Origin of the sequence: Curtobacterium sp. MCPF17_031 (assembly GCF_003234035.1) — a bacterium.
GTDB lineage: Bacteria > Actinomycetota > Actinomycetes > Actinomycetales > Microbacteriaceae > Curtobacterium.
Genome location: NZ_QKSG01000002.1, coordinates 212,392 through 238,575, shown reverse-complemented (window position 1 = coordinate 238,575; position 26,184 = coordinate 212,392). Strand labels below are relative to the sequence as shown.

The window sequence follows — 26,184 nt, the reverse complement described above, 5'->3', positions numbered from 1 at the left end:
GCCCCGGCTCCGGCGTCCGGCTCACGCCGGACGTGCCACGGGCCTCCAGATCGATGTCGGCCACGGTCGACGGGGTCCGGACGCGGATCGTCGACGGAGCGCACCGCTCGGGTCGACTCGACGTCCGCCCGGTCGGCCGCACGACGTGGGAGACCCGCACACTCGTCGTCCACCCGCCCGGCACGGACCGACACGAACGCCTGCTGCTCCGGTTCGCGCACGCATGGCCGCTGGCGGGCCTGGTGGTGGCGGGAGCGGCCACGGTGGCCTGGACCGGGGTGAGGTGACCACTCGGTGGGCAGGCACGAGCGCGCACACGCAACAGCCCGACGTGCGCGAGGGAGAGCGCACGCCGGGCTGGAGTGTCAGGTGCCGGGCGGCAGCGACGGCCTAGGGCTCGTAGCGCTCGACGTTCGTGACCTCGACCGCGATCTCCTTGCCGTTCGGCGCGGTGTACGAGGTCTTGCCGCCGGTGCGGAGGCCGAGGATCGCGGCGCCCACCGGGCTGACCGGGCTGTACACGGTGAGGTCCGAGCCCTCGGCGACGATCTCGCGGTTGCCCACCAGGAACGTCGACGGGTCGCCGGCGATGGTGGCCGTGACGACGGTGCCCGGCTCGACGGTGCCGTCGAACTCGGCCTCCGTCACCGTGGCGTGCTTGAGGAGCTCGGTCAGCGACCGGATGCGGGCCTCGATCTTGCCCTGCTCGTCCTTCGCGGCGTGGTAGCCGCCGTTCTCCTTGAGGTCGCCCTCTTCACGGGCGGCCTCGATGCGGCTCGCGATCTCGATGCGGGCCGGGCCGGTGAGCTGCTCGAGCTCGGCGGTGAGACGGTCGAACGCCTCCTGGGTCAGCCAGGTGCCCTGCGTGTCGTTGCTCATGTCGTTTCCCTTCGGCCGTGGTGGTCGGGACCGGTCACGGCGTGTGGCGCAAAAGAATCGAGACCGGCCGGCGGCCGGTCTCGATTCGTGATTCCGAGCAGTCTAGGGAACCCAGCACGAGTGGATCAACCCGGTGACCGCCCGCGTCGTCGTCTTCACCTGCGTCGAGATCGAGCGGTCACGCTGATCCTCCGCGGGCAGCGTCACGACCCGCCATCCGACGATCGTGTACGACTTGTCCAGCGCCTGCACCGCGCACTCCACACGGGTGCCCGGGTCGACGGCGACCTGGGTGTGCACGACGACGCTGTGGTCGGACAGGACCTCGTACCCGACGTCGTCGGTGTCGAGCCCGTGCGTGGTCTGACCGGGGCCTGCCCAGATCACCCAGACGGCGAACACGACCGCGATGGCCGCCGCGATCACGACGGCGAGCAGCTTGCCGCGCCGCCGGGTGTCCACGCTGCGTCCGTACCGGTCGTCGAGCGACGTCCGGTCGTCGAGGACGGCGGACGTACCGCGTTCGGTTCCGCCTGCTGGGGCGTGGTGCTGATCGGACAGTTCGGGGCTCCCGGGGTGATTATCCTGATCCAAGGGTAGTTCACGCTCGCCGTGCGCCACCCGCGACCGCAAGTCCGCGAGCTGTGAAGGAACGCCGTGCCCCATCGTCTGCTGGCCGTGCACGCCCACCCCGACGACGAGTCGAGCAAGGGAGCGGCCACGGCGGCGAAGTACGTGGCCGACGGCGCCCAGGTCCTCGTCGTCTCGTGCACGGGTGGTGAGGCCGGAGACATCCTCAACGGGCAGCTCCCGGACACCGCGAAGGCCCGGGCGCACCGCGACATGGCCGGCTTCCGGCGTACCGAGATGGCCGCAGCGCAGGCAGCCCTCGGCATCGACCACGTGTGGCTCGGGTACCACGACTCCGGTCTGCCCGACGCCGAGAAGGGCGAGACCGTCCGGCCCGGCACCTTCGCGACCGTGCCGCTGGAGTACAGCACCGAGGCACTGGTCCGCGTCATCCGGCGCTTCCGTCCGCACGTCCTGGTCACCTACGACGAGAACGGCGGGTACCCCCACCCGGACCACATCCGGACGCACGAGGTCTCGGTCGCCGCCTGGCGCGATGCCGCCGACCCCGAGACGTACCCGGATGCCGGCCCGGCCTGGTCGGTCTCGAAGCTCTACTACGAGCGCACGATGAACCCGCGCCGGATCACCGCCTTCCACGAGGCGCTGCGCGAGCGGGAGCCCGACAACCCGCTCCTCGAGCAGCTCGGCGAGTGGGTGGAGCGGTTCGCGGACCGCCCGGACCTCGCCACGTCGCACGTCGACGTGCACGAGTACTTCGACGCGCGCGACGCCGCGCTCCGCGCACACGCCAGCCAGGTGCCGCCGGACAGTCCTTTCTTCTTCTGGCCGAACGACCTGCTCGCCGAGGTCTGGCCGACCGAGGACTACCAGCTCGTCGAGTCCCGGGTCCCCACCGAGCTCCCCGAGTCCGACCTGTTCGCAGGCATCCCATCCGAAGAGGACGCACACGCGTGAGCACCATCGCCGCGGTACTGGCCGCCACCACCCCCAGTCCGAGCCCGAGTGGTGTCCCGGACGTCGACGTCACCCCGGGGGTCGCCGGCTTCGTCGCGATCGCCCTGGTCGCCATCGTGACGATCCTGCTGGTGGTCGACATGACCCGACGCATCCGCCGGACCCGCTACCGCGCCGAGATCCGGGAGCGCCTGGAGGCCGAGGTCGCCGGCGACTCCGGCGACGGTGCCGTGACGGACGAGCCGGCGCGTCGTGTCGCCGAGGACGGCCGGGCCGACGTCGGCGACGACACCGAGCGCGGCTGACGCGACGCGCTGAGGGACGGGAGGCTCCCCACCGGCTGGTGGGGAGCCTCCCGTCCGTGTCCGTGTGGTCGCGCCCCGCCGTCTGCGGGAGACACCGTCGTGTGCGCGAGACGCCGCCGAGATCGGCGCAGTCTGGCTCGGACGGCGGCGTCTGGCGCAGACGGGGCCCCTGGCGGCCGGGTCAGCGCACCGGGTGCAGCGCGATCACCAGGATGCCGGCCCACTGCGCCGCGAAGGCGACGACGGTGAGGGCGTGGAAGACCTCGTGGAAGCCGAAGAACGTCGGCGAGGGGTCCGGACGCTTGAAGCCGTAGACGGCCGCGCCGAGGATGTAGGCCAGTCCGCCGGCGAGCACGAGCACCGTCATCGGCACGCTGGCGGCGAAGAGCTGCGGCAGGATCAGGAACGCCGCGCAGCCGAGCGCCAGGTACAGCGGCACGTACAACCACCGTGGTGCGCCGATCCAGAAGACGCGGAACGCGACGCCGAGCAGCGCGCCGCTCCACATCACCCACAGCACGATCACCATCAGTTCGTGCGGCAGCGCGCAGACCGCGACGGGTGTGTAGGTGCCGGCGATGAGCAGGAAGATGTTCGTGTGGTCGATGCGCTTGAGCACGCGCTTGACGACCGGTCGCCAGGGGAAGCGGTGGTAGGTCGCCGAGACGCCGAACATGATCAACGACGTGGCCATGAACACGGCGCTCGCACCCTTCGCCGCCGGGGTCGCCGCGAGCGTGATGAGCACGATGCCCATGGCCGCTGCGAACGGGAACGTGCCGGCGTGGATCCAACCGCGCCATGCCGGGCGGGCGTCGGCGGGACCGGTCGTGGTCGGGGTGGTCTCGGCCTCCTCCGTGAACGGCACGTGGGGGAGGGCGGGCACGCCCTGGTCTGACTGCATGCTCCGACCGTACGGCCGGCGGACGGGACGGTGGCTGAGAGTCAGCACGAGGGGTGCTTGCACTACAGTCGACGCGTGACGGGCAAGCTGGGATGGGCGGGACGCGGGCTCCTCTACCGCGCCTACCAGAACCGCATCCGCCGCCAGATCGACGGGGCGCAGAAGCCCCGGCACGTCGCGATGATCGTCGACGGGAACCGGCGGTGGGCCCGGCAGCTGGGCCTGGAGACCGCCGCCCACGGGCACCGGGCTGGCGCGGCGAAGATCCCCGAGTTCCTGTCCTGGTGCGAGGACCTCGACATCCAGGTCGTCACGCTCTACCTACTCTCGGCCGACAACCTGAAGGGTCGTGGCGGCGAGGAGCTCGACCAACTCGTCGGGATCATCGCGGACCTGGCCGAGCGGCTCTCGCGCCACCGCACCTGGCGTGTCCAGCACGTCGGCTCGAACGACGGCCTGCCGCCGGAGCTCGTCGCGGCACTCGCAGCCGCCGAGGAGCGCACCGCCGACCACACCGGGCTGCACATCAACCTGGCGGTCGGCTACGGCGGCCGGCGAGAGATCGCCGACGCCATGCGGAGCATCGTCCGGAGCCATGGTGAGGGCGGCGGGACGCTCGACACCCTGGCCGAGGTCCTCACGCCCGAGCTCATCGGCGACCACCTGTACACGCAGGGGCAGCCGGACCCGGACCTGATGATCCGGACCTCGGGGGAACAGCGGCTGTCGGACTTCCTGCTGTGGCAGAGCGCGCACAGCGAGTTCTACTTCGTCGAGGCGTTCTACCCGGACCTCCGGGAGGTCGACTTCCTCCGGGCGGTCCGCGACTTCGGGTTGCGGTCGCGCCGGTTCGGCGGCTGACCGGACAGGTCTGAGCGCCCGCACAGGAAGCGAGACGTCCTCATGGCTTCCGGTCGCCAGCATCCGCCTCCTGGCGTTCCGCGGACTGCATTCGCCCGCATGCACGGGTCCCAGTAGGCTCACAGGGTTCTGCCCACTGGAAGGTGCCCCCGTGACCACGATCGACGAGTACGTCGCCGGCTTCGCCGAGGAGCCCGGATACCTCGACCACGCTGCCTTCGGTCCCGTGCAGACCGCCGTCCTCGAGGAGCAGCGTGTCCTCGGCCACATCCAGGAGCACATGCGCTTCGGGGCCATGGAGACGCTCGACGAGCAGGACGCCCGCGTCCGCGCCGTCGCCGCCCGGCTCGTCCGCCGCCGCGAGGACCAGGTCGTCTCGCAGACCGCCACCACCCCCGGCCTGCTGCACACCGCGTTCGGCCTGACCGGCGGGGTGCTCGTCGCCGCCGACGAGTACCCGTCGCTGCCGCTCGCCCTCGCCAGCGCCGCCTCGGCCACCGGCGGCCGCGTGCAGCCCGTCGTCATCGAGTCCGGCGCCGGCTGGCTCACGCCCGACCTCATCCGCGAGCGTCTGTCGGACGACGTCACCGCGGTCGCGCTGTCCCTCGTCGACTGGCGCACCGGGTACCTCGCCGACCTCGCCGCCATCCGCGATGTGATCGGTGACCGTCTGCTCATCGTCGACGCCATCCAGGGCTTCGGCATCGTCGACGCTCCGTACGAGGTCGCCGACGTCGTCGCCACCGGCGGCCAGAAGTGGCTGCACGCCGGGTGGGGCACCGGGTTCACCGCGTTCAGCGACCGCGCCCTCGAGCGCGTCAAGCCGGCACTGTCCGGACCGCACGGCACGACCGGCTGGCCCACCGACGTGCCGAGCGTCCGCCCCGCAGCCGCCGCCTTCGCCATGTCGCGCGTGGACCCGGTCTCGCAGGCCCGCCTCGCCGTCTCGCTCGAACGCCTCACCGCCGTCGGCGTCGCCGCCGTGCAGGAGCGCATCGCCGACCGGGTGGACCGGATCATCGACATGGCGGACGAGTTCGGGCTGCCCGTCGAGTCCAGCCGCGACCCCCGCGAGCGTGCCGGCATCGTCGTCCTCCGACCAGCCGCCGGACGGCTGACGGCGCTCACCGCGGCGATGCACAACCACGGCGTCACCGCGACCGCTCGTCTCGGCGAGGTGCGGGTGTCCGCGTTCGCGTCCACCACGGACGAGACGCTGGGCATGTTCCGCGACGCGTGCATCTCGTACGCGACGATGGGCTGACGCCGGCGCTTCTGGTCCGGCTCTGCTCGGCCTCGTCCGGCGCCGAGTGGTGACGACTCCCCGTCGGCACTCCGCCGAGCGGTCGCGTTGTGTCCCCTTGGGGCGGCGGGAGCGACGTTTCGCGACCGCTCGGCGCGGGGTGCTGGGCGTGGCAGGACGGGCGGGAGGCGCGTGGCGGGGCCGTACCGCGCCTCCCGTCTGCGTCCGCCGAGCGGTCGCGACTCCCCGTCGGCACTCCGCCGAGCGGTCACGTTTCGTCGCTCTGGGGCGGCGGGAGCGACGTTTCGTGACCGCTCGGCGCGGGCTGCTGGGCGTGGCGGGACGGACGGGAGGCGCGTGGCGGGGCCGAACCGCGCCTCCCGGACGTTCAGCCACGCGACACACGACCGTAACCGCAGGACCAGGCGTGTCGCTGGTGCCGTCGCACCGCGCGTCGTAGCTTGGCGACATCGGGCAACGCGCCCGGTCGGAGCGGCCACGGTCGGTGCTCCGGGACCGCTCCAGTGGCCGCGTCGAAGGACATGACCGGGCCGAGCGCGGCCCGGGGATGGAGTGGTCGTGACCTCTCAGAACGTCTCTCGCGGAACGTCTTCCACCTCGCCGCAGCACACCGCTGCGAGCAGCCGGGCCGCGGACTCGTCCACGCCGGTCGCCCAGCGCACCTACGTGCTGGACACCTCGGTGCTGCTCAGCGATCCGCGCGCCCTGTTCCGCTTCGACGAGCACGCGGTGGTCCTGCCGGTCGTGGTCGTCAGCGAACTCGAGTCGAAGCGCAACGACCCGGAGATCGGGTACTTCGCCCGGCAGGCGCTGCGGATCCTCGACGAGCTGCGCATCGAACACGAACGACTCGACTTCCCCGTCGCGGTCGGGGACGGCGGCTCCTTGCGCGTCGAGTTGAACCACTCCAACCAGTCGGTCCTGCCCTCCGGACTGCAGCTCGGCGACAACGACTCCCGGATCCTGGCCGTCGCGTCGAACCTGGCGAACGACGGGCTCGACGTGGTCGTCGTGTCCAAGGACCTGCCCCTCCGGGTGAAGGCCGCCTCGATCGGCCTCGCCGCGCAGGAGTACCGCGCGGAACTCGCCGTCGACAGCGGCTACACCGGCATCACGACCCTGCAGGTGTCCGGGGACCAGGTCGCCGACCTCTACGAGACCGAGGAGATCCGGACCCCCGAACTCGACGGCGTCCCGGTCAACACGGGTGTGGTCATCCACTCCGAACGTGGCTCAGCGCTGGGCCGCGTGCATTCGGCCGGCGCGGTGTCGCTGGTGCGCGGCGACCGCGAGGTGTTCGGCCTCCGCGGCCGCTCCGCCGAACAGCGACTGGCGATCGACGCCCTGCTCGATCCGGAGATCGGCATCGTCTCGCTCGGCGGCAGCGCCGGCACCGGGAAGTCGGCGCTCGCGCTGTGCGCCGGACTCGAAGCCGTCCTGGAACGCCAGCAGCACAAGAAGATCATGGTGTTCCGGCCGCTGTACGCCGTTGGCGGGCAGGAGCTCGGGTTCCTGCCGGGCGATGCCTCCGAGAAGATGAACCCCTGGGCGCAGGCGGTGTTCGACACCCTGGGGGCGCTCGTCTCCGACAACGTCCTGGAGGAGGTCGTCGAGCGCGGCATCCTCGAGGTCCTGCCCCTCACCCACATCCGCGGACGGTCCCTGCACGACGCGTTCGTCATCGTCGACGAGGCGCAGTCCCTCGAACGGAACGTCCTGCTCACCATGCTGTCCCGGATCGGACAGAACTCCCGCGTCGTGCTCACGCACGACGTCGCCCAGCGGGACAACCTGCGCGTCGGGCGGCACGACGGGGTCGCCTCGGTGATCGAGCGGCTCAAGGGGCACCCGCTGTTCGCGCACGTGACGCTGACGCGCTCGGAGCGGTCCGCGATCGCGGCACTCGTGACCGAGATGCTCGACTCGCCGGACCTCGCGTAGCGGGCAGGCGGCGCGCCGCGGCCGCTGGCGCGGCCGGCGCGGTCTGCCGGCGCTGGCCGGACAGGCACAACGGAAACCGCTCCGAACCACGGGATGCCGTGGTTCGGAGCGGTTTCCGTTGTGCGCAGCCGCCTCGCGCCGCGGCGCAGTGGACGCCAGCAAGGACGGGCGGGAGGCGCGGTGCGGGCCCGCACCGTGCCTCCCGTCCCTCGCGGTGCGAGACGCCGCCGGGCTGGCGAGACGGCGCCGGGCTCCCGGGACGGCGCCGGACGTGCGAGACGCCGCCGAAGTCGGTGGCGTCTCGGGCACTCGGCGGCGTCACGTGCGGACGCCGGCGTCCTGCGGACCGGTCAGTTCGGGTGCGTCATGCTCAGGACGTCGAGGGCGCTGTCGAGCTGCTCCTCGGAGACCTCACCGCGCTCGACGAACCCGAGGGCGACCACGGCCTCGCGGACCGTGAGGCCCTCGGTGACGGCGTACTTCGCGACCTTCGCGGCCGACTCGTAGCCGATGACCCGGTTCAGCGGCGTCACGATCGACGGCGAGGACTCCGCGAAGGCACGCGCCCGCTCGAGGTCCGCCTGCAGACCGTCCACCGTCTTGTCGGCGAGCACCCGAGAGCTGTTCGCGAGCAGTCGGATCGACTCGAGGAGCGCCGTCCCCATCACCGGGATCGCGACGTTCAGCTCGAACGAGCCGGAGGCGCCTGCCCACGACACGGTGGCGTCGTTTCCGATCACCCGGGCGGCGACCATGAGCGTGGCCTCCGGGATGACCGGGTTCACCTTGCCGGGCATGATCGACGAGCCCGGCTGCAGGTCGGGGATGTGCAGCTCGCCGAGGCCCGTGTTCGGCCCGGAGCCCATCCAGCGCAGGTCGTTGTTGATCTTCGTCAGGCTGACCGCGATGACCTTCAACGCGCCGGAGGCCTCGACGAGGGCGTCACGGGCGCCCTGCGCCTCGAAGTGGTCGAGGGCCTCGGTGATCGGCAGGCCGGTGTCCTCGGCGAGCTGGGCGATGACCTGCTGCGGGAACCCCTTCGGCGTGTTGATGCCGGTGCCGACGGCGGTGCCGCCGAGCGGGACCTCGGCGACTCGGGGGAGCGTGGCGTTCACCCGCTCGATGCCCAGGCGGATCTGTCGCGCGTAGCCACCGAACTCCTGCCCGAGAGTCACCGGGGTGGCGTCCATCAGGTGCGTCCGGCCGGACTTCACCGCGTCCGCCCACTCGACGGCCTTGCGCTCGAGGGACTCGGCGAGGTGTTCCAGCGACGGCACGAGCGACCGGATGAGGGCATCGGTGACGGCGACGTGCACCGAGGTGGGGAAGACGTCGTTCGAGGACTGTGACGCGTTGACGTGGTCGTTCGGGTGGACCTCGGTGTCGGCGACGCGAGAGGCCAGGGTCGCCAGGACCTCGTTCATGTTCATGTTCGACGAGGTGCCGCTGCCGGTCTGGTAGACGTCGACCGGGAAGTGGTCGTGGTGCTCGCCACCGATCACCGAGTCGGCCGCGGTGGCGATGGCCTGCGCGACGGCGTCGTCGAGGATGCCGAGGCGACCGTTCACGAGCGCCGCGGCCCGCTTGATGCGGGCGAGGGCCACGATCTGCGCCGACTCGAGGCCGGTGCCCGAGATCGGGAAGTTCTCCACGGCCCGCTGCGTCTGGGCACGGTAGAGGGCCGACGCGGGGACCCGCACCTCGCCCATCGTGTCGTGCTCGATGCGGAACTCGCCGTCAGCGGGGGTGGTGGTGTCGGTCACGTCGTCGTGGTCCTTCCTCGTGGTGCTCACACCGGGTCGCGGTCGCGGCGGTGTCGGTGGCGCTCCGGCGGCTCGTCGCTGCCGGAGCGGTCACGTCATCGGGTCAGGCCTGTCCGACGACGGTGTCGATCGTGACCTCGCCCGTGGTGAGGTCGTAGGTCGCGCCGACCACGGCCAACCTACCGTCCGCGATCGCGTCGGAGACGGCGCCCGACCGGTCCAGGATCGCCTTCAGGCTGGACTCGAGGTGCGCAGACCCGACGGCCTCCTGGGCGACGTCGGGATCGGTGGCGCGGACCCGCTCGACGCTCGGGGTGATCGCGTCGACGAGGGCCTGCAGGTGCGGGGCGGGTACCGGCTCGCCGGACCGTGCGGCAGCGACGGCGCCGCACTGGGTGTGGCGGAGCACGACGACCAGCGGGGTGCCGAGCGCGACGACGGCGAACTCGATCGAGCCGAGCACGACGTCGTCCACGATCTGCCCGGCGTTGCGGATCGCGAAGACGTCGCCGATGCCGGCGTCGAAGACGTGCTCGAACGGCACGCGGGAGTCCGAGCAGCCCAGGACGGTCGCGAACGGGGCCTGGGAGCCCTGCAGCTCGGAGCGGCGCTCGGGGTCGATCCGGCCGGTGCGGCGCTTGTCGGCGGCGAAGCGGGCGTTGCCCTCGACGAGGAGTCGCAGGGCGTCGGCGGGGGTGGAGGCGGCGCGGTCGGTCATCGTGTGTCGTTCCTCGGGCTGTTCGGGTTCGCGGGGGTGTTCGGGTTCTCGGTGGTGTGCGGGGTCGCGTGCTACTGCCGGCGGAGGTGCTGCCTAGCGGGTGAGTTCCTTGCCGACCGCCGTCGCCACCGTCGTGAAGGACTTCTGGTCGGCGGTGCCGGCGAGCACCACGGTGTCCTTGCCGGAGGTGGTCACGAGGGCGTACGCGTTGTTGCCCGCGCCCTTGCCCTCGTCACGGCGGTCGTAGACGGTCCACTTCGTCCCGGCGATCGTGCGCGACCCGGTCGCGGGCTTCTGCTCGAGCTGGTCGGCGATCCAGGTGTCGTTCGCGTCGATGCCCTGGTGCATGCCGATGTACTGGTCGTCGGGCGTCAGGAGGCCGATGGTCCACACCGCGACCCCCCGCGCCGAACCGGACTGGTACTCGGCGTGGTTCGAGGTGTACGACGACGGCAGGTCCGGCACGAGGAGCAGCGCCCCGGAGACGTCGGCCTGCTGCGCGACCTGTCGGTAGTCGACCGAGCGGTCGACGGCCTGGTCGGGGCGGACCACGACGGCGACCAGGAACAGCACGATGCCGAGCGACGCGATGAGCGCCAGCACGAGGTTGAACGCCGTCTGGTGTTCACGGCGGGCTCGGCGGGCGGTGTCCTTGCGCGCCCAGGTCTCCTCCGCCGTCTCGGGGCGCCCGAGTTCGGCGACGATCGGGCGACCGGTCTCCGGGTCGCTCATCGGGCGTCTCCCGCTGCGGACTGGTCCGCGCTGCCGTTCTCGGTCGCGGAGCGGGCCGCGTCGAGTCGGGCGCGGGCGCCGACGAGCCACTCTTCACACCGCGCGGCGAGGGCTTCGCCGCGCTCCCAGAGGCCCAGGGACCGCTCGAGGGTCGCCGACCCCTGCTCGAGCTCGGAGACGACACGGACGAGTTCGTCACGCGCCGCTTCGTAGCTCAGCGAGCGGACGTCGGACTGCTCGGACTGCTGCTCGGAAGACACATGCCGATCCTACCGAGCCGCCACCGACGTGGCCGCTGCCGCCCAACTCCGTGGAGGACACGGCGCCTGTGGAGGACGGCAGTGGTGGAGGGGCGGAGGCGTGCGTCCTGGCGGAGTGGGGACGGGCCTCCCGGCTCAGGAACCCGAGCCGTCGGGACCGGGCCCGTCCGCCTCGAGCGTCCCGACCGCGGTCCCCGTGCCGAGCGTGACGTGCACCGGTGTCGCCCCGTGGAGGTCGGTCGCGCCGCGCACCACCGCCCCGGTGTCCGTCTGGACGATCGCGTACCCGCGGCGCAGGGTGTCCCGCGGGGACAGGGCGCGGAGCCGACCGGTCAGGTGGCCGACCTCGGAGTGGGAGCGCTCGATGCGCCGGTCCAGGAGTTCCCGGGCGCGCGAGAGGTCACGAGCGACCTCTTCGGCGCGGGTGTCCACGAGCCAGGCGGTGGACGCCAGTGCCGGACGCGAGCGGAGGGCCGCGATCCGGTCGGCCTCCACCGAGAGCGTGTGCGAGAGCCGCAGCCCGAGCCGGGCGCGGGCCTGCCGGACGTTGGCCAGTTCCTCGGCCACGTCCGGGACCACGCGCTTCGCCGCGTCGGTCGGGGTGGAGGCGCGGAGGTCCGCGACCTCGTCGAGGATCGGTCGGTCGGCCTCGTGCCCGATCGCGGAGACGATCGGCGTCGTCGCGGCCGCGGCGGCCCGGACCAGGCCCTCGTCGCTGAAACCGAGCAGGTTCTGGAAGTCGCCGCCGCCGCGCGCGACGATGATGACGTCGACCGTGGGGTCGGCGTCGAGCTCCTGGATGGCTGCCGTGACCTCGGCGACGGCTCGGTCGCCCTGCACCGCGGTGTGCACGGTCCGGAACTCGACCTGGGGCCACCGGAGCTGCGCGTTCCGCTTGACGTCCTTCTCGGCGTCGGAGTCCTTGCCGGTGATCAGACCGATGCGGTGCGGCAGGAACGGCAGACGCTTCTTGCGCGCGGGGTCGAAGAGCCCCTCTTCCGCCAGGGCCCGACGCAGCCGCTCGAGGCGTTCGAGCAGGTCCCCGAGCCCCACGTGCTTCATCTCGACGACCTGCATGGTCAACGAGCCGCCCTTGACCCAGTAGTTCGGCTTCACGGCGGCGACGACACGGGCGCCCTGCTTGAGGTCCGACGGCACCCGGGAGCGCACGCTCGACCAGATGGAGAACGAGACGGTGGCGTCGACCTCGACGTCCTTGAGCTTGCCGTAGACGTTGCCGCCGGCGACGTTCCACTGGGTGATCTCACCCTCGACCCAGGCGACCCCGAGTCGGTCGATCCAGTCCCGGAGCTTCGCGCCGAGCAGCGCGACGGGCCACGGGTCCTCTGCCGTGGGCGGCCCCTGTTCGATCGCCATGGCGCCCCTCTCTCGTCGTGCGGTCCATGCTGCCGGACACCGGGGACATCCCGGGCGGCGACGCTCCTCCACAGGCTCGTCGGTGCCCAGGCTGCGCGGGTCCTGCTCACCTATCATCGGGGACGTGACGATCACCAACGGCCACTCGGTCCCGCTCGCCCCGCCGCGGGTCCCCGCAGCGCGCGGTCGACTGCGCGACGTCCCGGTGAGCGGACCCAAGCGGGTCCTGCTCGCCGCACCTCGTGGGTACTGCGCCGGCGTCGACCGGGCCGTGGTCGCCGTCGAGAAGGCGCTCGAGCAGTACGGCGAGCCGGTCTACGTCCGCAAGCAGATCGTCCACAACGTCCACGTGGTGTCCACGCTGGAGCAGCGCGGAGCCGTCTTCGTCGACGACGTCGCCGAAGTTCCCCGTGGATCGCACGTCGTCTTCAGCGCGCACGGCGTCTCCCCGGCCGTCGTGGCCGGTGCCGCGGACCGCGACCTGCACGCCATCGACGCGACCTGCCCGCTCGTCACCAAGGTGCACCGCGAAGCCACCCGGTTCGCCAAGGCCGAGCGCACGATCATCCTCATCGGGCACGCCGGCCACGAAGAGGTCGAGGGCACCATGGGCCACGCACCCGACCGGACGATCCTGGTGAACGGTCCGGCCGACGTCGCTGCGCTCGACGTCCCCGACCCGGACAACCTCGTGTGGCTGTCGCAGACCACCCTGAGCGTCGACGAGACCATGGAGACGGTGCGGCTCCTGCGCGAGAAGTACCCGTCGATCGAGAACCCGCCCTCCGACGACATCTGCTACGCCACCCAGAACCGCCAGGTCGCGGTCAAGAAGGTCGCGCCGGCAGCGGACCTGGTCATCGTCGTCGGCTCCGCGAACTCGTCGAACAGCGTCCGTCTGGTCGACGTCGCCCTCGAGTACGGCGCGAAGGACGCACACCGCGTGGACTACGCCGAGGAGATCCGCCAGGAGTGGCTCGACGGCGTGCAGACCGTCGGGGTCACGAGCGGCGCCTCCGTGCCGGAGGTCCTGGTCGCAGAGGTCCTCGAACAGCTCGCCGACGCCGGCTACGGTGCGGTCGAGGAAGTCGTCACCGCGCACGAGGACCTGATGTTCTCGTTGCCCCGCGAACTCCGCACCGACGCGGACGGCAAGCCGACGCGTCCGCTCGGCGGGCGCACCCGATGAACGGCCCTGATCCGCGGACGGACGGCTGGTCCCGGGTCCCGCCGCGGACGACGACGGCGGTGGACGGCCGGGAGGCCCGGGTCGACCCCGACGCGTCCGTCGACCCCGAGGGTGGTGGCGCCGGTTCCGGTACAGCCGGCGCGGCCGGTGCGGCCGGTGCGGCCGGTACAGCCGGGACGGCCGGCACGGCCGGTGTCTCCAGTGCGGCCGGTCGTCCGGCTCCGCAGTACGGGGAGTACGCACCCGAGGGTTGGGTCAACCCCGTCCTCGTCGAGCAGGAACGGCAGGAGCAGCGGGACCGCGATCACGCCGCCGCGTCGGCCGTCGCATCCGCCGAGCGCTCGAACGGCACAGCGCGTTCGAACGGCACGGCGCGTCCAGACAGCTCGGCCCGCTCGCCGCAGGGGGACCGCGGTCGGGGAACGACCCCGCGGGAGGGCGCGTCCGTCCGCCGGCTCGGTGCATCGCCGGTCGACGTGCTCCTGACGTTCGTCCTCCTGGCGATGGGACTGGTCAGCGTCGTGCAGTCGCTGTCGATCGGCTCGGTCGCCTCCACTGTCCGCCAGACCCTCGAGACGAACTACACGGAACTGCAGGACCCGGGCACGCTCAACGGCGCCGCGATGATCAGCGCCGTCGGCATGCTCGTGGTCTTCGCCCTCGTGCTCTGGTGGTCCGTCGTCCGGCTCCGGGCCGGCAGGCGCACCTTCTGGGTGCCGCTGCTCGGCGGTGCCGTCGCGACGGTGTTCAGCTCGATCGTCTTCGTCATCGTGGTGTTCCAGGACGACGGCTTCGTCGCAGCGATGATGCGTCAGGCCTCGGGCGGCTGAACCCGGGTCTCCGGACCGGGCTTCCGGACCCGGGCCTCGTGACCCGAGCCGCCCAGGTCAGGCCAGGAAGGCCGCGACCGCCGCGTGCAGGTCGGCGAGGTCGTCGACGTGCACCAGTTCGCGGACCGAGTGCATCGACAGCAGGCCGACGCCGATGTCGATCGTGGGGATCCCCAGCCGGGTCGCCGCGATCGGGCCGATCGTCGATCCGCCCGGGATCGTGTTCACGTTGACGAACGGCTGGTGGTCGACACCGGCCGTCCCACACGCGGCAGCGAACACCGCCGTGCCCCTCGCCTCGGTCATGTAGCGCTGGTTCGCGCTGATCTTCAGGAGCGGACCACCACCCGGCCGCGGGCGGTTGGTGGGGTCGTGCTTCTCGGAGTGGTTCGGGTGCACCAGGTGTCCGGCGTCGCTCGACAGCAGCCACGAGGCACGGAAGGCACGGGCGGACTCGGACCGGGTGGCACCGAGGCCCTCCTGCACGCGGGCCAGCACGTCCTCGAGGAACGGCCCACCCGCACCCGACGGCGAGGACGACCCGATCTCCTCGTGGTCGAACGCCGCGAACACCGGGATGTGGTCACCGTCACCCGGGGCCTCGAGCAGCCCGCGCAGTCCGGCGTGCACGCTCGTCAGGTTGTCCATCCGGCCCGAGGCCAGGAACGCCCGGTCGATGCCGATCCGCGACGGGGCCTGCGTGTCCGCGAAGAACAGGTCCCACGAGACGGCGGTCTCGCCGAGGCGGGAGCGCAGCCACTCCATCACGTCGGTGCCACCCGTGCCGGCGTCGGTGCCGACGATCGGCAGCGTGTGCCGCTGCTTGTCGAGTGCCGGACCGTCGTTGGCACCGCGGTCGAGGTGGATCGCGAGGTTCGGGATGCGGGCGACCCCGTCGACGGTGTCGAAGAGCGAAGTGGTGCCGTCGCGGTGGACGACCCGTCCGGCGATGCGGAGGTCACGGTCGAACCAGGTGGACAGGACCGGGCCGCCGTAGACCTCGACGTTCAGCTGCTCCCAGCCGCCGACGCGGACCGTCGGGTTCGGCTTGATCCGGAAGCCGGGGGAGTCGGTGTGTGCGCCGAGGATGCGGAAGGGCGTCGTCGCGGTCGCCCCGTCCGGGAGGCGCCAGGCGATCACGGCACCGTCGCGGACCACCACGTAGGCACCTGGTCCAGTCGGCCACGCCTGGGTCTCGTCGAGGTCGGTGAAGCCGGCGGCGACCAGACGGTCACGGGCGACCGAGGCCGCATGGAACGCGGTGGGGGACTCCGTGACGAAGTGGGCGAACTCGCTGGCGATGGCGTCGACGGTCATCCGACCATCGTGGCACGCCGTCGTGAGCCGGCATGCAGTGGGCGTCCCCGGACGCAGACGGGGGCCCGTCCGCCGGACGCGCCCCCGGGCCTCCTGGCCGGTCCGTCGTCAGCTCTGGGACTGTCCCGCCGAACCGAGGACCTTCGTCGCCTCGACGACACGAGCGGCCATCGCGGACTCGGCGACCTTGCCCCAGGCGCGCGGGTCGTACTGCTTCTTGTTGCCGACCTCGCCGTCGAGCTTGAGGACGCCTTCGTAGTTCGTGAACATCGAGCCGGCGATCGAGCGTGTGAACGCGTACTGCGTGTCCGTGTCGATGTTCATCTTGATGACGCCGTTGCGGACGGCCTCGTGGATCTCGTCGTCGGTCGACCCGGACCCGCCGTGGAAGACGAGGTCGAGCGGGTTCTGGCCGGTGCCGTGCTTCTCGGCGATGGCATCCTGGATCTCGCCGAGGAGCTCGGGGCGGAGCTTGACGTTGCCCGGCTTGTAGACGCCGTGCACGTTGCCGAACGTCAGCGCGGCGATCCAGCGGCCCTGGTCACCCATGCCGAGCGCCTCGACGACACGCTCGACGTCGTTCGCGGTCGTGTACAGGGCGTCGTTCGTGCCCTCGTGCTGCACGCCGTCCTCTTCGCCGCCGACGACGCCGATCTCGACCTCGAGGATCGCGTTGATGTTGCGCGTCTTCTCGATCATCGTCTTGGCGATGTCGATGTTCTCGTCGAGCGGCACGGCCGAACCGTCCCACATGTGCGACTGGAAGATGGGGTTTCGACCCTGGCGGACCTCTTCCTCGCTCGCGGCGATGAGCGGCAGGACGAAGCCGTCGAGGGCGTCCTTCGGGCAGTGGTCCGTGTGCAGCGCGACGGTGATCGGGTAGTTCTTCGCCACCTCGTGCGCGAAGGCCGCCATCGCGAGCGCACCAGCGGCACGGTTCTTGACGGTCTGGCCGGCGAAGTAGTCCGCCCCGCCGGTGGTCACCTGGATGATGCCGTCGGAGCCCGCCTCGGTCAGTCCCTGGAGGACCGCGTTGATGGTCTGCGAGGACGACACGTTGACCGCGGGGTAGGCGAACTTCCCGGCCTTCGCGCGGTCGATCATCTCGGCGTACTGTTCCGGCGTTGCGATGGGCACTGGGATCTCCTTCGACTTCTTCGGTGATGTCCCGGTCGATGCTAGTCAGGGCCGGTTGGTGCGTGGTGGGTGTGACGGGTGCCTGTGGACGGATCGCGCTCTGCACATCCGTCCGCAGGGGAGGCCGGACGGTCGGCGCTCGGTACGCTGGGGGGTGTGACTCCCACGACTGAGACCGGCTCCCTGTTCCTCCAGCCCGACCGCAACCTCGCGCTCGAGCTCGTGCGTGCGACGGAGGCCGCCGCGATCCGTGCGCAGCCGTGGGTCGGTCGGGGTGAGAAGAACCTCGCCGACGGTGCCGCGGTGGACGCGATGCGGAAGTTCCTCGGCACAGTGAACTTCGACGGCGTGGTCGTCATCGGAGAGGGCGAGAAGGACAACGCCCCGATGCTCTACAACGGCGAGCACGTCGGCAACGGCCACGGTCCCGCGTGCGACATCGCCGTCGACCCGATCGACGGCACCTCGCTCACCGCCGCTGGCCGCCAGAACGCCATCTCCGTGATGGCCGTCTCCGACCGCGGTTCGATGTACGACCCGTCGGCCGTGTTCTACATGGACAAGATCGCCGCAGGTCCCGAGGGCCGCGGGGTCCTGGACCTCGACAAGCCGATCGGCGACAACATCCGGGCGCTGGCAGAGGCGAAGGGCAAGGACCTCGAGGACATGGTCGTGGCCGTGCTCGACCGTCCGCGCCACGACGAACTCATCCGCGCCATCCGTGCCACGGGCGCCGGGACGCGACTGCTCCTCGATGGTGACGTCGCCGGCGGCATCGCGGCGGCGCTCCCCGGCTCGGCGATCGACATGTGCGTCGGCGTCGGCGGCACGCCGGAGGGCATCATCACGGCCTGCGCGATCAAGGCGCTCGGCGGGGTCCTGCTCGGCAAGCTCCAGCCGAAGGACGACGAGGAGCGCCAGAAGGCGATCGACGCCGGCCACGACCTGGACAAGGTCCTCGACCAGGACGACCTGGTGACCGGGGACAACACCTTCTTCGTCGCGACCGGTGTCACCGACGGCGTGCTCGTCGACGGTGTGCGTCGGTCCCGCGGGGTCATCCACACCGACTCGCTCGTGCTGCGGTCCCGCTCGAACACCATCCGTCGTATCCAGGCCGACCACCGCGCCGAGAAGTGGTTCTGATCCGCTGAGTCGACGGCGCCCCGGCCCCGCCACCGGCTGCCGCTGCGGCCCGCGGTGCCGATCAGCTGCGCACAACAGGAACCCGCTCGCGCCACGGCATCCCGTGGTTCGAGCGGGTTCCTGTTGTGCTGGGGCCGGCCGGCATCGGGCAACGGCACCGGGCAACGGCACCCGGGGCGGGCGTCGCGCCGCCGCGCTCAGTCCTCCGTCGCGCTGACGAGCTCCGGCGCCGTCAGCAACCGCGGCTCGTCCTCGATGCTCGTCGGGTCCGCGATCACCTTGGACTCGTCGAGCAGTGACAGCCGTCGGGCGCTCGGCAGCACCTGCCGCTCGAGCGAGCCCACGAAGCGGTTGTAGTCGACGACGCTGCCCCGGATGGACCGGCCGAGCTTGTCGACGTGGGTGGCCATCGTCGCCAGTCGCCCGTGCAGTTCACGGGAGATCGTGAACAGCTCCCGCGCTTCCTGCGTGACGACGTCCTGCTGCCACGAGAACGCCACGGTCTTCAGCACCGACCACAGCGTCACGGGGGAGGCCAGCGCCACGCGCTTCCGGAAGGCGTGGTCGAGCAGTCCGGGGTCGGCGGCGAGTGCACTGGCGATGAGCGACTCGGACGGGATGAACGCCACGGTCAGCTCCGGTGAGGCGTCGTAACCGGACCAGTACTCCCGCGCGGCGAGGGCGTCGACGTGGCCCCGGAGCGCCTTGACGTGCTGCGCCATCAGCTGGTCACGACGTGCGGCCTCGGCACCGGTGGCGCTGGCCGGGATCTCGGACGCCTGCAGGTACGCGGCGAAGGGCACCTTGGCGTCGACGGCGATCGACTTGCCGCCGGGGAGGTGCACGATCATGTCCGGTCGGGCAGCGCCGGCGGAGGTGGTCACGGCGGACTGCACGTCGAAGTCGACGCGTTCGAGCAGACCGGCCGCCTCGACCACGTTGCGGAGCTGCGTCTCGCCCCACATCCCACGGGTGCTGTTCGACGACAGGGCGCCGGCGAGGGTCTCGGCGGTCGCTCGGAGCCGTTCCTCGGACTCGGCGGCAGACCGGAGCTGGGCCGAGATCGCGCCGTACTGCTCGCTGCGGGAGCGTTCGAGTTCGGCGATCTTCTCGCGCATCACCTGCAGGGTGTCGGCGACCGGGCTCAGCGCCGTGAGCACCTTCGACTCGTCCTGCGCCCGAGCGGACTCCGCGCCGTGCAACCGCTGTACGAGGTGCTCCAGTTCGGCGGCTCGGCGCTCGAGGGATTCGACCTGCCGTCGGTACTGCGTGTCCTGCGCGTCGAGCCGGTCGTCGGCGTCGTTCCGCGATTCCTCGAGCTGGGACCGCAGCGCCTCGGCGGTGGCGCGGGCTACCGCCGCGTCGACGCCGGCACGGGACTTGGCGAGCGTCCACGCGACGAGGGCACCGACGACGGCGCCGAGCACGAGGCCGATGACCAGGGCGAGGATCTGCATGACGCGACCCTGGCAGGACCCACCGACACCGGGCCTCCCGTCCGGCGCGGCGGCGACGTGGATCGCAACCCATGTCATGACATTAGGCCAAGGGTCGTGTACAGTCGTGCTCGTCCGACGATGAAGCCGCACGGAAGGTCCTGCTGTCGCATGACGATCGAAGCACCGCACGCCTACGACGTGATCACGATGGGACGCGTCAGCGTCGACATCTACCCGCAGCAGACCGGCCCCCTCGAAGACGTCGAGACGTTCTCGAAGTCAGTGGGTGGCAGCGCCACGAACGTCGCGATCGCGGCGGCCCGGCACGGCGCGGACACCGCCGTCATCACCCGCACCGGTGACGACCCGTTCGGCCGGTACATCGCCCGCACGCTGCCCGAGTTCGGCGTCGCCAACGACTTCGTCGCCACGGTCGACGGCCTGAACACACCGGTCGCGTTCTGCGAGGTGTTCCCGCCGGACGACTTCCCGCTCTACTTCTACCGTGCGCCCAAGGCGCCGGACCTGATGATCACCGCGAAGAGCCTGCCGCTGCACGAGATCGAGCGGGCGCGGGTGTTCTGGACGACCGTCACCGGACTCAGCGAAGAACCGAGCCGGACCGCGCACCACGTCGCGTACGCGGCACGGAGCGCGTCCGAGCACACCACGAAGGTGCACACCGTCCTGGACCTCGACTACCGGTCGATGTTCTGGTCGACCCCGGCCGCCGCCACGCGGGAGGTCTCCGTCGCCCTCGAGCACGCCACCGTCGCGGTCGGCAACCGCGAGGAGTGCGAGGTCGCCGTCGGTGAGACCGACCCGGTGCGCGCGGCCGACGCCCTGCTGGAGCGCGGGGTCGAGATCGCGATCGTCAAGCAGGGGCCGAAGGGCGTCCTGGCGAAGACCCGTGACGAGTTCGTCGAGGTCCGTCCGCACCACGTCGACGTCGTCAACGGGCTCGGCTCGGGCGACGGTTTCGGGGGCGCGCTCACCCACGGGCTGCTGCAGGGCTGGGGGCTCGAACGGATCCTGTCGTTCGCGAACGCGGCCGGTGCGATCGTCGCGACCCGGTTCGAGTGCTCGACGGCGATGCCGACGAGCGACGAGATCGACGCCTTCCTGCGGAGCAACCCGACGCAGGGCACGGCGACCGAGGGAAGCAACACCGAGGGAACCAGCACCGAGGAGGCTCTCCGTGCCTGAGCTGACCACTTCCGACTTCGACCGCCTGCGTGACACGCGCGCCGGTCACCCCGAGCGGATCGCCTCGGTGCTCGCGTCGCGACGGAGGCGCCCCCTCCTGGGCGAGGACGGCAAGCTCTTCATCGTGGCAGCGGACCACCCCGCCCGTGGCGCGCTCGCGGTGCGGGACGACCCGGCCGCGATGGCGGACCGCTACGACCTGCTCGAACGCCTCGTCGTGGCCCTCGGCCGCCCCGGCGTCGACGGGGTCCTCGGGACCCCCGACATCCTGGAGGACCTGGCGCTCCTCGGGGCACTCGACGACAAGGTGGTCGTCGGGTCGATGAACCGCGGAGGACTCCGGGGAGCGACCTTCGAGATGGACGACCGCTACACGGCGTACTCGGCAGCATCGATCGCGGACTCCGGGTTCGACTTCGCGAAGCTGCTCATCCGCGTGGCCCTGTCGGACGCCGGCACCGCCCCGACGTTGGAGGCCACCGCGAAGGCCGTGACGGAGTCGGCCGCACGCCGCCTGCCGATCATGCTGGAGCCGTTCATGTCCGACCGTCGTGACGGCGCCGTCGTGAACGACCTGTCGGCGGAGGCGGTGATCACCTCGATGGCGATCGCCGCGGGCCTCGGCGAGTCGAGCGCCTACAGCTGGCTGAAGATCCCGGTCGTCGACGACATGGAGCGGGTGATGGCCGCGACGACGCTGCCGACGCTCCTGCTCGGCGGTGACCCGTCGGCCCGTCCGCTCGAGACCTACGCGAAGTGGGCCGATGCCCTCGCGCTGCCGGGCGTCCGCGGCCTGGTCGTCGGCAGGACGCTCCTCTACCCGTCGGACGGCGACGTGGCGGGAGCGGTCGACGTGGCCGCAGGGCTCGTCCACAGCGGGACCCAGCACACGGATCTCTCCACAGATCCCCATGACTCCTCTGCGGGGCCCGTCGGTTCCGCGAGCATCAACGAGCCCGTCTCGGAAGGAAGCAACGCATGACCACCACGGGATCCACCACGACCGTGTCCGACTCCACCAGCACCGACAGCCCGGTCGTCGGGCACTGGATCGACGGCGCGCACGTCGCGTCCACGTCCGGACGCACCGCGCCGGTCTACGACCCCGCCCTCGGAGTCGTGACGAAGCAGGTCGCCCTCGCAGACGAGCAGGAGATCCAGACGGCGATCGCCAGCGCGAAGGCCGCCTTCCCCGCTTGGAGTGAGCTGTCGCTGACGAAGCGCCAGCAGATCATGTTCTCGTTCCGCGAGATCCTGAACCGCGACAAGGCCGAGCTCGCCGAGATCATCACGAGCGAGCACGGCAAGGTCGTGTCCGACGCGCTGGGCGAGATCGCCCGCGGGCAAGAGGTCGTCGAGCTGGCGACGAGCATCCCGCAGCTGCTCAAGGGCGAGTTCTCCGACCAGGTGTCGACCGGCATCGACGTGTACTCGATCCGACAGCCACTCGGTGTCGTGGGGATCATCAGCCCGTTCAACTTCCCGGCGATGGTGCCGCTCTGGTTCCTGCCGATCGCCATCGCCGCCGGCAACACCGTCGTGCTGAAGCCGAGCGAGAAGGACCCGTCCGCGGCCATCTGGCTGGCGTCGAAGTTCACCGAGGCCGGACTGCCGCCCGGGGTGTTCACGGTCCTGAACGGTGACAAGGTCGCGGTCGACGGACTCCTGACCAGTCCCGACGTCGAGTCGATCTCCTTCGTCGGTTCGACCCCGATCGCGCAGTACGTCTACGAGACCGGGACGAAGCACGGCAAGCGCGTGCAGGCCCTCGGCGGCGCGAAGAACCACATGCTGGTGCTGCCGGACGCCGACCTCGACCTGGTCGCGGACAACGCCATCAACGCGGGCTTCGGTTCAGCGGGGGAGCGCTGCATGGCGATCTCCGTCGTCGTCGCGGTGGAGCCCGTCGCCGACGAGCTCGTCGCGAAGATCGCCGAGCGCGCCGCCACGCTGCGCATCGGTGACGGCCGCCGCGGCTGCGACATGGGACCACTCGTCACCGAGCAGCACCGGGACAAGGTCGCCTCGTACATCGAGGTCGCAGAGCAGGACGGTGCGGTCATCGTGGTGGACGGCCGCACCGTCCGTCCGGACGGCGACGAGAACGGCTTCTGGCTCGGCCCGACCCTCATCGACGAGGTGCCGACCTCGAGCCGCGTCTACACCGAGGAGATCTTCGGTCCGGTGCTCGCCGTCGTCCGGGTCGCCACCTACGAAGAGGGCCTGGAGCTCATCAACTCGGGCGCCTTCGGCAACGGCACCGCGATCTTCACGAACGACGGCGGCGCCGCCCGGCGCTTCCAGCGGGACGTGCAGGTGGGCATGATCGGCATCAACGTGCCGATCCCGGTGCCGGTGGCCTACTACTCGTTCGGCGGGTGGAAGAACTCGCTGTTCGGCGACCACAAGGCCTACGGCGCGGACGGCGTCAGCTTCTTCACGCGGCAGAAGGCGATCACCTCCCGGTGGCTCGACCCCTCGCACGGCGGCATCAACCTCGGCTTCCCCTCGAACGGCTGATCCGACGATGACCGACAACTGGTTCAACCCGCGGGGCAGCCGGCCGGAAGACGGCTGGACCGACGTGGTCGACGGCCGGGTGCCGGGGTGGGCGCACACCGGCCTCCGGACCGGGACTCTGACGGACGGTGGCTCGCTGCGGCTGGACTCCGCCCCGGTCGAACGGATCGTCGTGCCGCTCGCCGGCAGCTTCACCGTGACCCATGGCGACGCCGTGCAGCAGCTCGAGGGTCGCACGAGCGTCTTCGAGGGCCCCACGGACGTCCTCTACCTCGGCTCGGGGACCGCCGCGGTGATCACCGGCACCGGCCGACTCGCGGTCGCCGAGGCCCCCACCGACGTGGTCGAGCCGACGGTGTACATCCCGCGGCAGGACGTGCCCGTCGAACTCCGTGGTGCCGGGCAGTCGAGCCGCCAGGTCCACAACTTCGGGACCCCGGCGGCGCTCGACGCCGCACGGCTGATCGTGTGCGAGGTGATCACGCCCGCGGGCAACTGGTCGTCGTGGCCGGCGCACAAGCACGACACCGAACGGCCCGGGCAGGAGTCCGAGCTCGAGGAGATCTACTACTACGAGTCCGCCGTCGCCCGTGGCTCCGAGCACGTCGCTCCCGACGCCGCCGACCCGTTCGCGCTGCACCGGACCTCGGCCTCGGACGACCGGCCGATCGACGAGTTCCGGCAGGTCCGCACGGGCGACATCGCACTCGTGCCGTACGGCTGGCACGGACCCGCCGTCGCCGCCCCGGGCTACGACATGTACTACCTCAACGTGATGGCCGGGCCCGGCCCGGAACGCGTCTGGAACATCACCGACGACCCCGCCCACGGGTGGGTCCGTCAGCTCTGGGAGTCCGAGTCGCTCGACCCCCGCCTGCCCTACCTGAAGGAGGACGTGTGACCACGACACAGCGCCAGCCCGGACCGACGCGCCGCATGACCGTCGGCCAGGCGCTCGTCGAGTTCCTGGCGAACCAGTGGACGGTGGACGGTGACGTCCGCGAGCGCACGATCCCGGGGGTCTTCGGGATCTTCGGTCACGGCAACGTCGCCGGCCTCGGCCAGGCGATCAAGCAGCTGCACGTCGAGCAGCCCGGACTGCTGCCGTACCACCAGGCCCGCAACGAGCAGGCGATGGTGCACGAGGCCGTCGGGTTCGCCCGGATGCACCGCCGTCGTGCGACCTTCGCGTCGACGGCGTCGGTCGGGCCGGGCGCTGCGAACATGCTCACCGCCGCCGCGCTCGCCACGACGAACCGGCTGCCGGCACTGCTGCTGCCCTCGGACACCTTCGCCACGCGGACGACCGACCCGGTGCTGCAGCAGATCGAGATGCCCCACGACACGTCGATCCAGGTGACCGACGCGTTCCGTCCGCTCTCGCGCTTCTTCGACCGGGTGGTCCGACCGGAGCAGCTCTTCTCGATCGCGCTCCAGGCCATGCGGGTCCTCACCGACCCGGCCGAGACCGGTGCGGTGACGATCGCCCTGCCGGAGGACGTCCAGGCCGAACAACTCGACGTCCCCGTCGCGTTCCTGCAGCCCCGCGAGTGGCACATCCGGCGTCCGATCCCGGAGACCGGTCCGTTGGCGCGTGCCGTCGCCGCGATCCGACAGGCGAAGCGTCCGGTCATCGTCGCCGGTGGTGGGGTCCTCTACTCCGGCGCCGAGGACGAGCTCCGTCGCTTCGTCGAGGCCACGGGCATCCCGGTGGGCACCTCGCAGGCCGGAGGTGGATCCCTGGTCTGGGACCACCCGCAGTACCTCGGCGGCATCGGGGCCACCGGCACGGCCGCCGCGAACGCCGTCGCCGCGCAGGCCGACGTGGTCATCGGGATCGGGACGCGGTACAGCGACTTCACCACGGCGTCCCGCACGGCCTTCCAGGACCCCGACGTCACCTTCGTCAACGTCAACGTGGCGTCCTTCGACGCCTACAAGCACGGCACGCAGCTGCCGGTGATCGCGGACGCCCGGGAGGCCCTGGTCGCGTTGACCGCGGCCCTCACCGCCGACTCGTCGTACGCGGTCGACGCCGGCTACGTCGCCGAGGTCCGGGACCGGAAGCGCGAGTGGGACGCTATCGTCGACGAGGCGTTCGCCCCGTCCGGCGCCGATCTGCCCGGGCAGGCCGAGATCATCGGCGCCGTCCAGGCTGCCAGCGATCCGCGTGACGTCGTCATCCAGGCCGCCGGGTCGCTGCCCGGCGACCTGCACAAGCTCTGGCGGGTCCGCGACGCCCTCGGCTACCACGTCGAGTACGCCTTCTCGTGCATGGGCTACGAGATCGCCGGCGGCATCGGTGTCCGCCGCGCAGCACCGGACCGCGATGCCATCGTGATGGTCGGTGACGGCTCGTACCTGATGCTGCACACGGAGCTCGTGACCGCCGTCGCCGAGGGCATCAAGATCATCGTGGTGCTCATCCAGAACCACGGGTACGCCTCGATCGGCCACCTGTCGGAGACCGTGGGGTCGGAGCGGTACGGCACGAAGTACCGCTACCTGGACGAGACGCAGTCGTTCGACAACGGCGAGCCGTTGCCCGTCGACCTCGCTGCGAACGCCCGGTCCTACGGCGTCGACGTGATCGAGGTGCAGCCCGGACCGGACAGCATCGCCGACCTCACCGCAGCGCTCCGCCAGGCGAAGGCGAACCAGCACACCACGCTCGTGCACATCAACTCCGACCCGCTCGTGTACGCGCCGGACGGCGACGGCTGGTGGGACGTGCCGGTCGCACAGACCTCCACGCTCCCCAGCACGCAGGCCGCCCGCGCCGAGTACGAGCAGCAGGTCGCCGCGCAGCGTCCGCTGCTCGGCTGAACCCGATCCGAGACAGAAAGCG

24 protein-coding genes and 1 pseudogene are annotated in these 26,184 nt (G+C 71.3%); 14 read left to right on the top strand and 11 right to left on the bottom strand.

Annotation, left to right across the window (positions count from 1 at the left end; translation table 11 throughout):
• Nucleotides 1-53: 53 nt before the first annotated feature.
• A complete protein-coding gene (locus DEJ31_RS04160) occupies nucleotides 54-287 on the top strand; it encodes a DUF6611 family protein (RefSeq protein WP_110903344.1) in 234 nt (77 codons plus the stop codon).
• A 103-nt stretch (nucleotides 288-390) separates the two neighbouring features.
• Here the strand turns inward: DEJ31_RS04160 and greA are convergent, their stop codons facing one another.
• Complete coding sequence (gene greA, locus DEJ31_RS04155) at nucleotides 391-879, bottom strand: transcription elongation factor GreA (RefSeq protein ID WP_110903343.1); 489 nt, start codon at nucleotides 877-879, stop codon at nucleotides 391-393.
• A gap of 102 nt (nucleotides 880-981) precedes the next feature.
• Nucleotides 982-1,341: a DUF4307 domain-containing protein gene (locus tag DEJ31_RS17115; protein WP_181421540.1), complete on the bottom strand. Its 360-nt coding sequence runs from the start codon at nucleotides 1,339-1,341 to the stop codon at nucleotides 982-984.
• A 195-nt stretch (nucleotides 1,342-1,536) separates the two neighbouring features.
• Here DEJ31_RS17115 and mca point away from each other — a divergent pair, with 195 nt between their 5' ends.
• Together mca and DEJ31_RS04140 are read left to right on the top strand one after the other, a co-directional pair.
• Nucleotides 1,537-2,427 carry a mycothiol conjugate amidase Mca gene (gene mca / locus DEJ31_RS04145; protein WP_181433449.1) on the top strand — a complete coding sequence of 297 codons (891 nt, stop codon included), beginning with the start codon at nucleotides 1,537-1,539 and terminating at the stop codon, nucleotides 2,425-2,427.
• Entirely contained in the window at nucleotides 2,424-2,732 is a 309-nt protein-coding gene (locus DEJ31_RS04140; RefSeq protein ID WP_110903341.1) for a hypothetical protein, read from the top strand. The genes mca and DEJ31_RS04140 overlap by 4 nt, the downstream gene beginning before the upstream one ends.
• Nucleotides 2,733-2,913: 181 nt before the next feature.
• On the opposite strand, the gene DEJ31_RS04135 is transcribed toward DEJ31_RS04140, so the two are convergent.
• Entirely contained in the window at nucleotides 2,914-3,636 is a 723-nt protein-coding gene (locus DEJ31_RS04135) for a hemolysin III family protein (protein ID WP_110903398.1), read from the bottom strand.
• Nucleotides 3,637-3,711: 75 nt separating this feature from the next.
• Here DEJ31_RS04135 and DEJ31_RS04130 point away from each other — a divergent pair, with 75 nt between their 5' ends.
• The 3 genes from DEJ31_RS04130 to DEJ31_RS04120 all read left to right on the top strand — a co-directional run bounded on the left by DEJ31_RS04130 (nucleotide 3,712) and on the right by DEJ31_RS04120 (nucleotide 7,702).
• A complete protein-coding gene (locus DEJ31_RS04130; RefSeq protein WP_181427411.1) occupies nucleotides 3,712-4,497 on the top strand; it encodes an isoprenyl transferase in 786 nt (261 codons plus the stop codon).
• A gap of 151 nt (nucleotides 4,498-4,648) precedes the next feature.
• Nucleotides 4,649-5,761 (top strand): aminotransferase class V-fold PLP-dependent enzyme, encoded by a 1,113-nt coding sequence (locus DEJ31_RS04125; protein ID WP_111044628.1) that lies wholly within the window; start codon nucleotides 4,649-4,651, stop codon nucleotides 5,759-5,761.
• Nucleotides 5,762-6,313: 552 nt separating this feature from the next.
• Entirely contained in the window at nucleotides 6,314-7,702 is a 1,389-nt protein-coding gene (locus DEJ31_RS04120; RefSeq protein ID WP_375334555.1) for a PhoH family protein, read from the top strand.
• Between the two features lie 350 nt (nucleotides 7,703-8,052).
• On the opposite strand, the gene DEJ31_RS04115 is transcribed toward DEJ31_RS04120, so the two are convergent.
• The 5 genes and pseudogenes from DEJ31_RS04115 to xseA form a co-directional block, all read right to left on the bottom strand.
• Nucleotides 8,053-9,465 (bottom strand): aspartate ammonia-lyase, encoded by a 1,413-nt coding sequence (locus DEJ31_RS04115; protein WP_110903395.1) that lies wholly within the window; start codon nucleotides 9,463-9,465, stop codon nucleotides 8,053-8,055.
• 103 nt (nucleotides 9,466-9,568) lie between these two features.
• On the bottom strand, nucleotides 9,569-10,183 hold the full coding sequence (locus tag DEJ31_RS04110) for a carbonic anhydrase (RefSeq protein ID WP_110903339.1): 615 nt from the start codon (nucleotides 10,181-10,183) through the stop codon (nucleotides 9,569-9,571).
• Between the two features lie 93 nt (nucleotides 10,184-10,276).
• A complete protein-coding gene (locus DEJ31_RS04105) occupies nucleotides 10,277-10,915 on the bottom strand; it encodes a DUF4245 domain-containing protein (protein WP_111121257.1) in 639 nt (212 codons plus the stop codon).
• Nucleotides 10,912-11,175 (bottom strand): exodeoxyribonuclease VII small subunit, encoded by a 264-nt coding sequence (locus tag DEJ31_RS04100; RefSeq protein WP_110903337.1) that lies wholly within the window; start codon nucleotides 11,173-11,175, stop codon nucleotides 10,912-10,914. Before DEJ31_RS04100 ends, DEJ31_RS04105 begins: the two co-directional genes overlap by 4 nt.
• 98 nt (nucleotides 11,176-11,273) lie before the next feature.
• Nucleotides 11,274-12,552: pseudogene (gene xseA, locus DEJ31_RS04095) on the bottom strand (exodeoxyribonuclease VII large subunit); the annotation flags it as partial.
• A gap of 124 nt (nucleotides 12,553-12,676) precedes the next feature.
• On the opposite strand from xseA, the gene DEJ31_RS04090 reads away from it, so the two are divergent.
• Nucleotides 12,677-13,741: a 4-hydroxy-3-methylbut-2-enyl diphosphate reductase gene (locus tag DEJ31_RS04090; RefSeq protein WP_110903335.1), complete on the top strand. Its 1,065-nt coding sequence runs from the start codon at nucleotides 12,677-12,679 to the stop codon at nucleotides 13,739-13,741.
• Nucleotides 13,738-14,571, top strand: coding sequence for a DUF6264 family protein (locus DEJ31_RS17110; RefSeq protein WP_181427412.1), 834 nt, complete (start codon nucleotides 13,738-13,740; stop codon nucleotides 14,569-14,571). Before DEJ31_RS04090 ends, DEJ31_RS17110 begins: the two co-directional genes overlap by 4 nt.
• A 57-nt stretch (nucleotides 14,572-14,628) precedes the next feature.
• Here the strand turns inward: DEJ31_RS17110 and DEJ31_RS04075 are convergent, their stop codons facing one another.
• Together DEJ31_RS04075 and fbaA are read right to left on the bottom strand one after the other, a co-directional pair.
• Nucleotides 14,629-15,888: a M18 family aminopeptidase gene (locus DEJ31_RS04075; RefSeq protein ID WP_110903333.1), complete on the bottom strand. Its 1,260-nt coding sequence runs from the start codon at nucleotides 15,886-15,888 to the stop codon at nucleotides 14,629-14,631.
• A gap of 108 nt (nucleotides 15,889-15,996) precedes the next feature.
• Nucleotides 15,997-17,025: a class II fructose-bisphosphate aldolase gene (fbaA, locus tag DEJ31_RS04070; protein WP_111121256.1), complete on the bottom strand. Its 1,029-nt coding sequence runs from the start codon at nucleotides 17,023-17,025 to the stop codon at nucleotides 15,997-15,999.
• A gap of 156 nt (nucleotides 17,026-17,181) precedes the next feature.
• Between fbaA and glpX the strand changes: the two genes are divergently transcribed.
• A complete protein-coding gene (glpX, locus tag DEJ31_RS04065) occupies nucleotides 17,182-18,171 on the top strand; it encodes a class II fructose-bisphosphatase (protein WP_110903331.1) in 990 nt (329 codons plus the stop codon).
• 197 nt (nucleotides 18,172-18,368) lie between these two features.
• On the opposite strand, the gene rmuC is transcribed toward glpX, so the two are convergent.
• Nucleotides 18,369-19,628 carry a DNA recombination protein RmuC gene (gene rmuC, locus DEJ31_RS04060; RefSeq protein ID WP_111121367.1) on the bottom strand — a complete coding sequence of 420 codons (1,260 nt, stop codon included), beginning with the start codon at nucleotides 19,626-19,628 and terminating at the stop codon, nucleotides 18,369-18,371.
• Nucleotides 19,629-19,778: 150 nt separating this feature from the next.
• Here rmuC and iolC point away from each other — a divergent pair, with 150 nt between their 5' ends.
• From iolC to iolD, 5 genes are read left to right on the top strand one after another with little or no spacing between them, the layout of a single operon-like run.
• Nucleotides 19,779-20,816 carry a 5-dehydro-2-deoxygluconokinase gene (gene iolC / locus DEJ31_RS04055; protein WP_111044631.1) on the top strand — a complete coding sequence of 346 codons (1,038 nt, stop codon included), beginning with the start codon at nucleotides 19,779-19,781 and terminating at the stop codon, nucleotides 20,814-20,816.
• Nucleotides 20,809-21,798, top strand: a complete 990-nt coding sequence (locus DEJ31_RS04050) for a class I fructose-bisphosphate aldolase (RefSeq protein WP_110903329.1) — start codon at nucleotides 20,809-20,811, stop codon at nucleotides 21,796-21,798. Before iolC ends, DEJ31_RS04050 begins: the two co-directional genes overlap by 8 nt.
• Nucleotides 21,795-23,336 carry a CoA-acylating methylmalonate-semialdehyde dehydrogenase gene (locus DEJ31_RS04045; RefSeq protein WP_110903328.1) on the top strand — a complete coding sequence of 514 codons (1,542 nt, stop codon included), beginning with the start codon at nucleotides 21,795-21,797 and terminating at the stop codon, nucleotides 23,334-23,336. The genes DEJ31_RS04050 and DEJ31_RS04045 overlap by 4 nt, the downstream gene beginning before the upstream one ends.
• A gap of 7 nt (nucleotides 23,337-23,343) precedes the next feature.
• The gene (gene iolB, locus DEJ31_RS04040) at nucleotides 23,344-24,237 is read left to right on the top strand and encodes a 5-deoxy-glucuronate isomerase (protein ID WP_110903327.1); all 894 of its coding nucleotides are present in this window, start codon (nucleotides 23,344-23,346) and stop codon (nucleotides 24,235-24,237) included.
• Between the two features lie 35 nt (nucleotides 24,238-24,272).
• Entirely contained in the window at nucleotides 24,273-26,162 is a 1,890-nt protein-coding gene (gene iolD, locus DEJ31_RS04035) for a 3D-(3,5/4)-trihydroxycyclohexane-1,2-dione acylhydrolase (decyclizing) (RefSeq protein ID WP_110903393.1), read from the top strand.
• Nucleotides 26,163-26,184 lie beyond the last annotated feature (22 nt).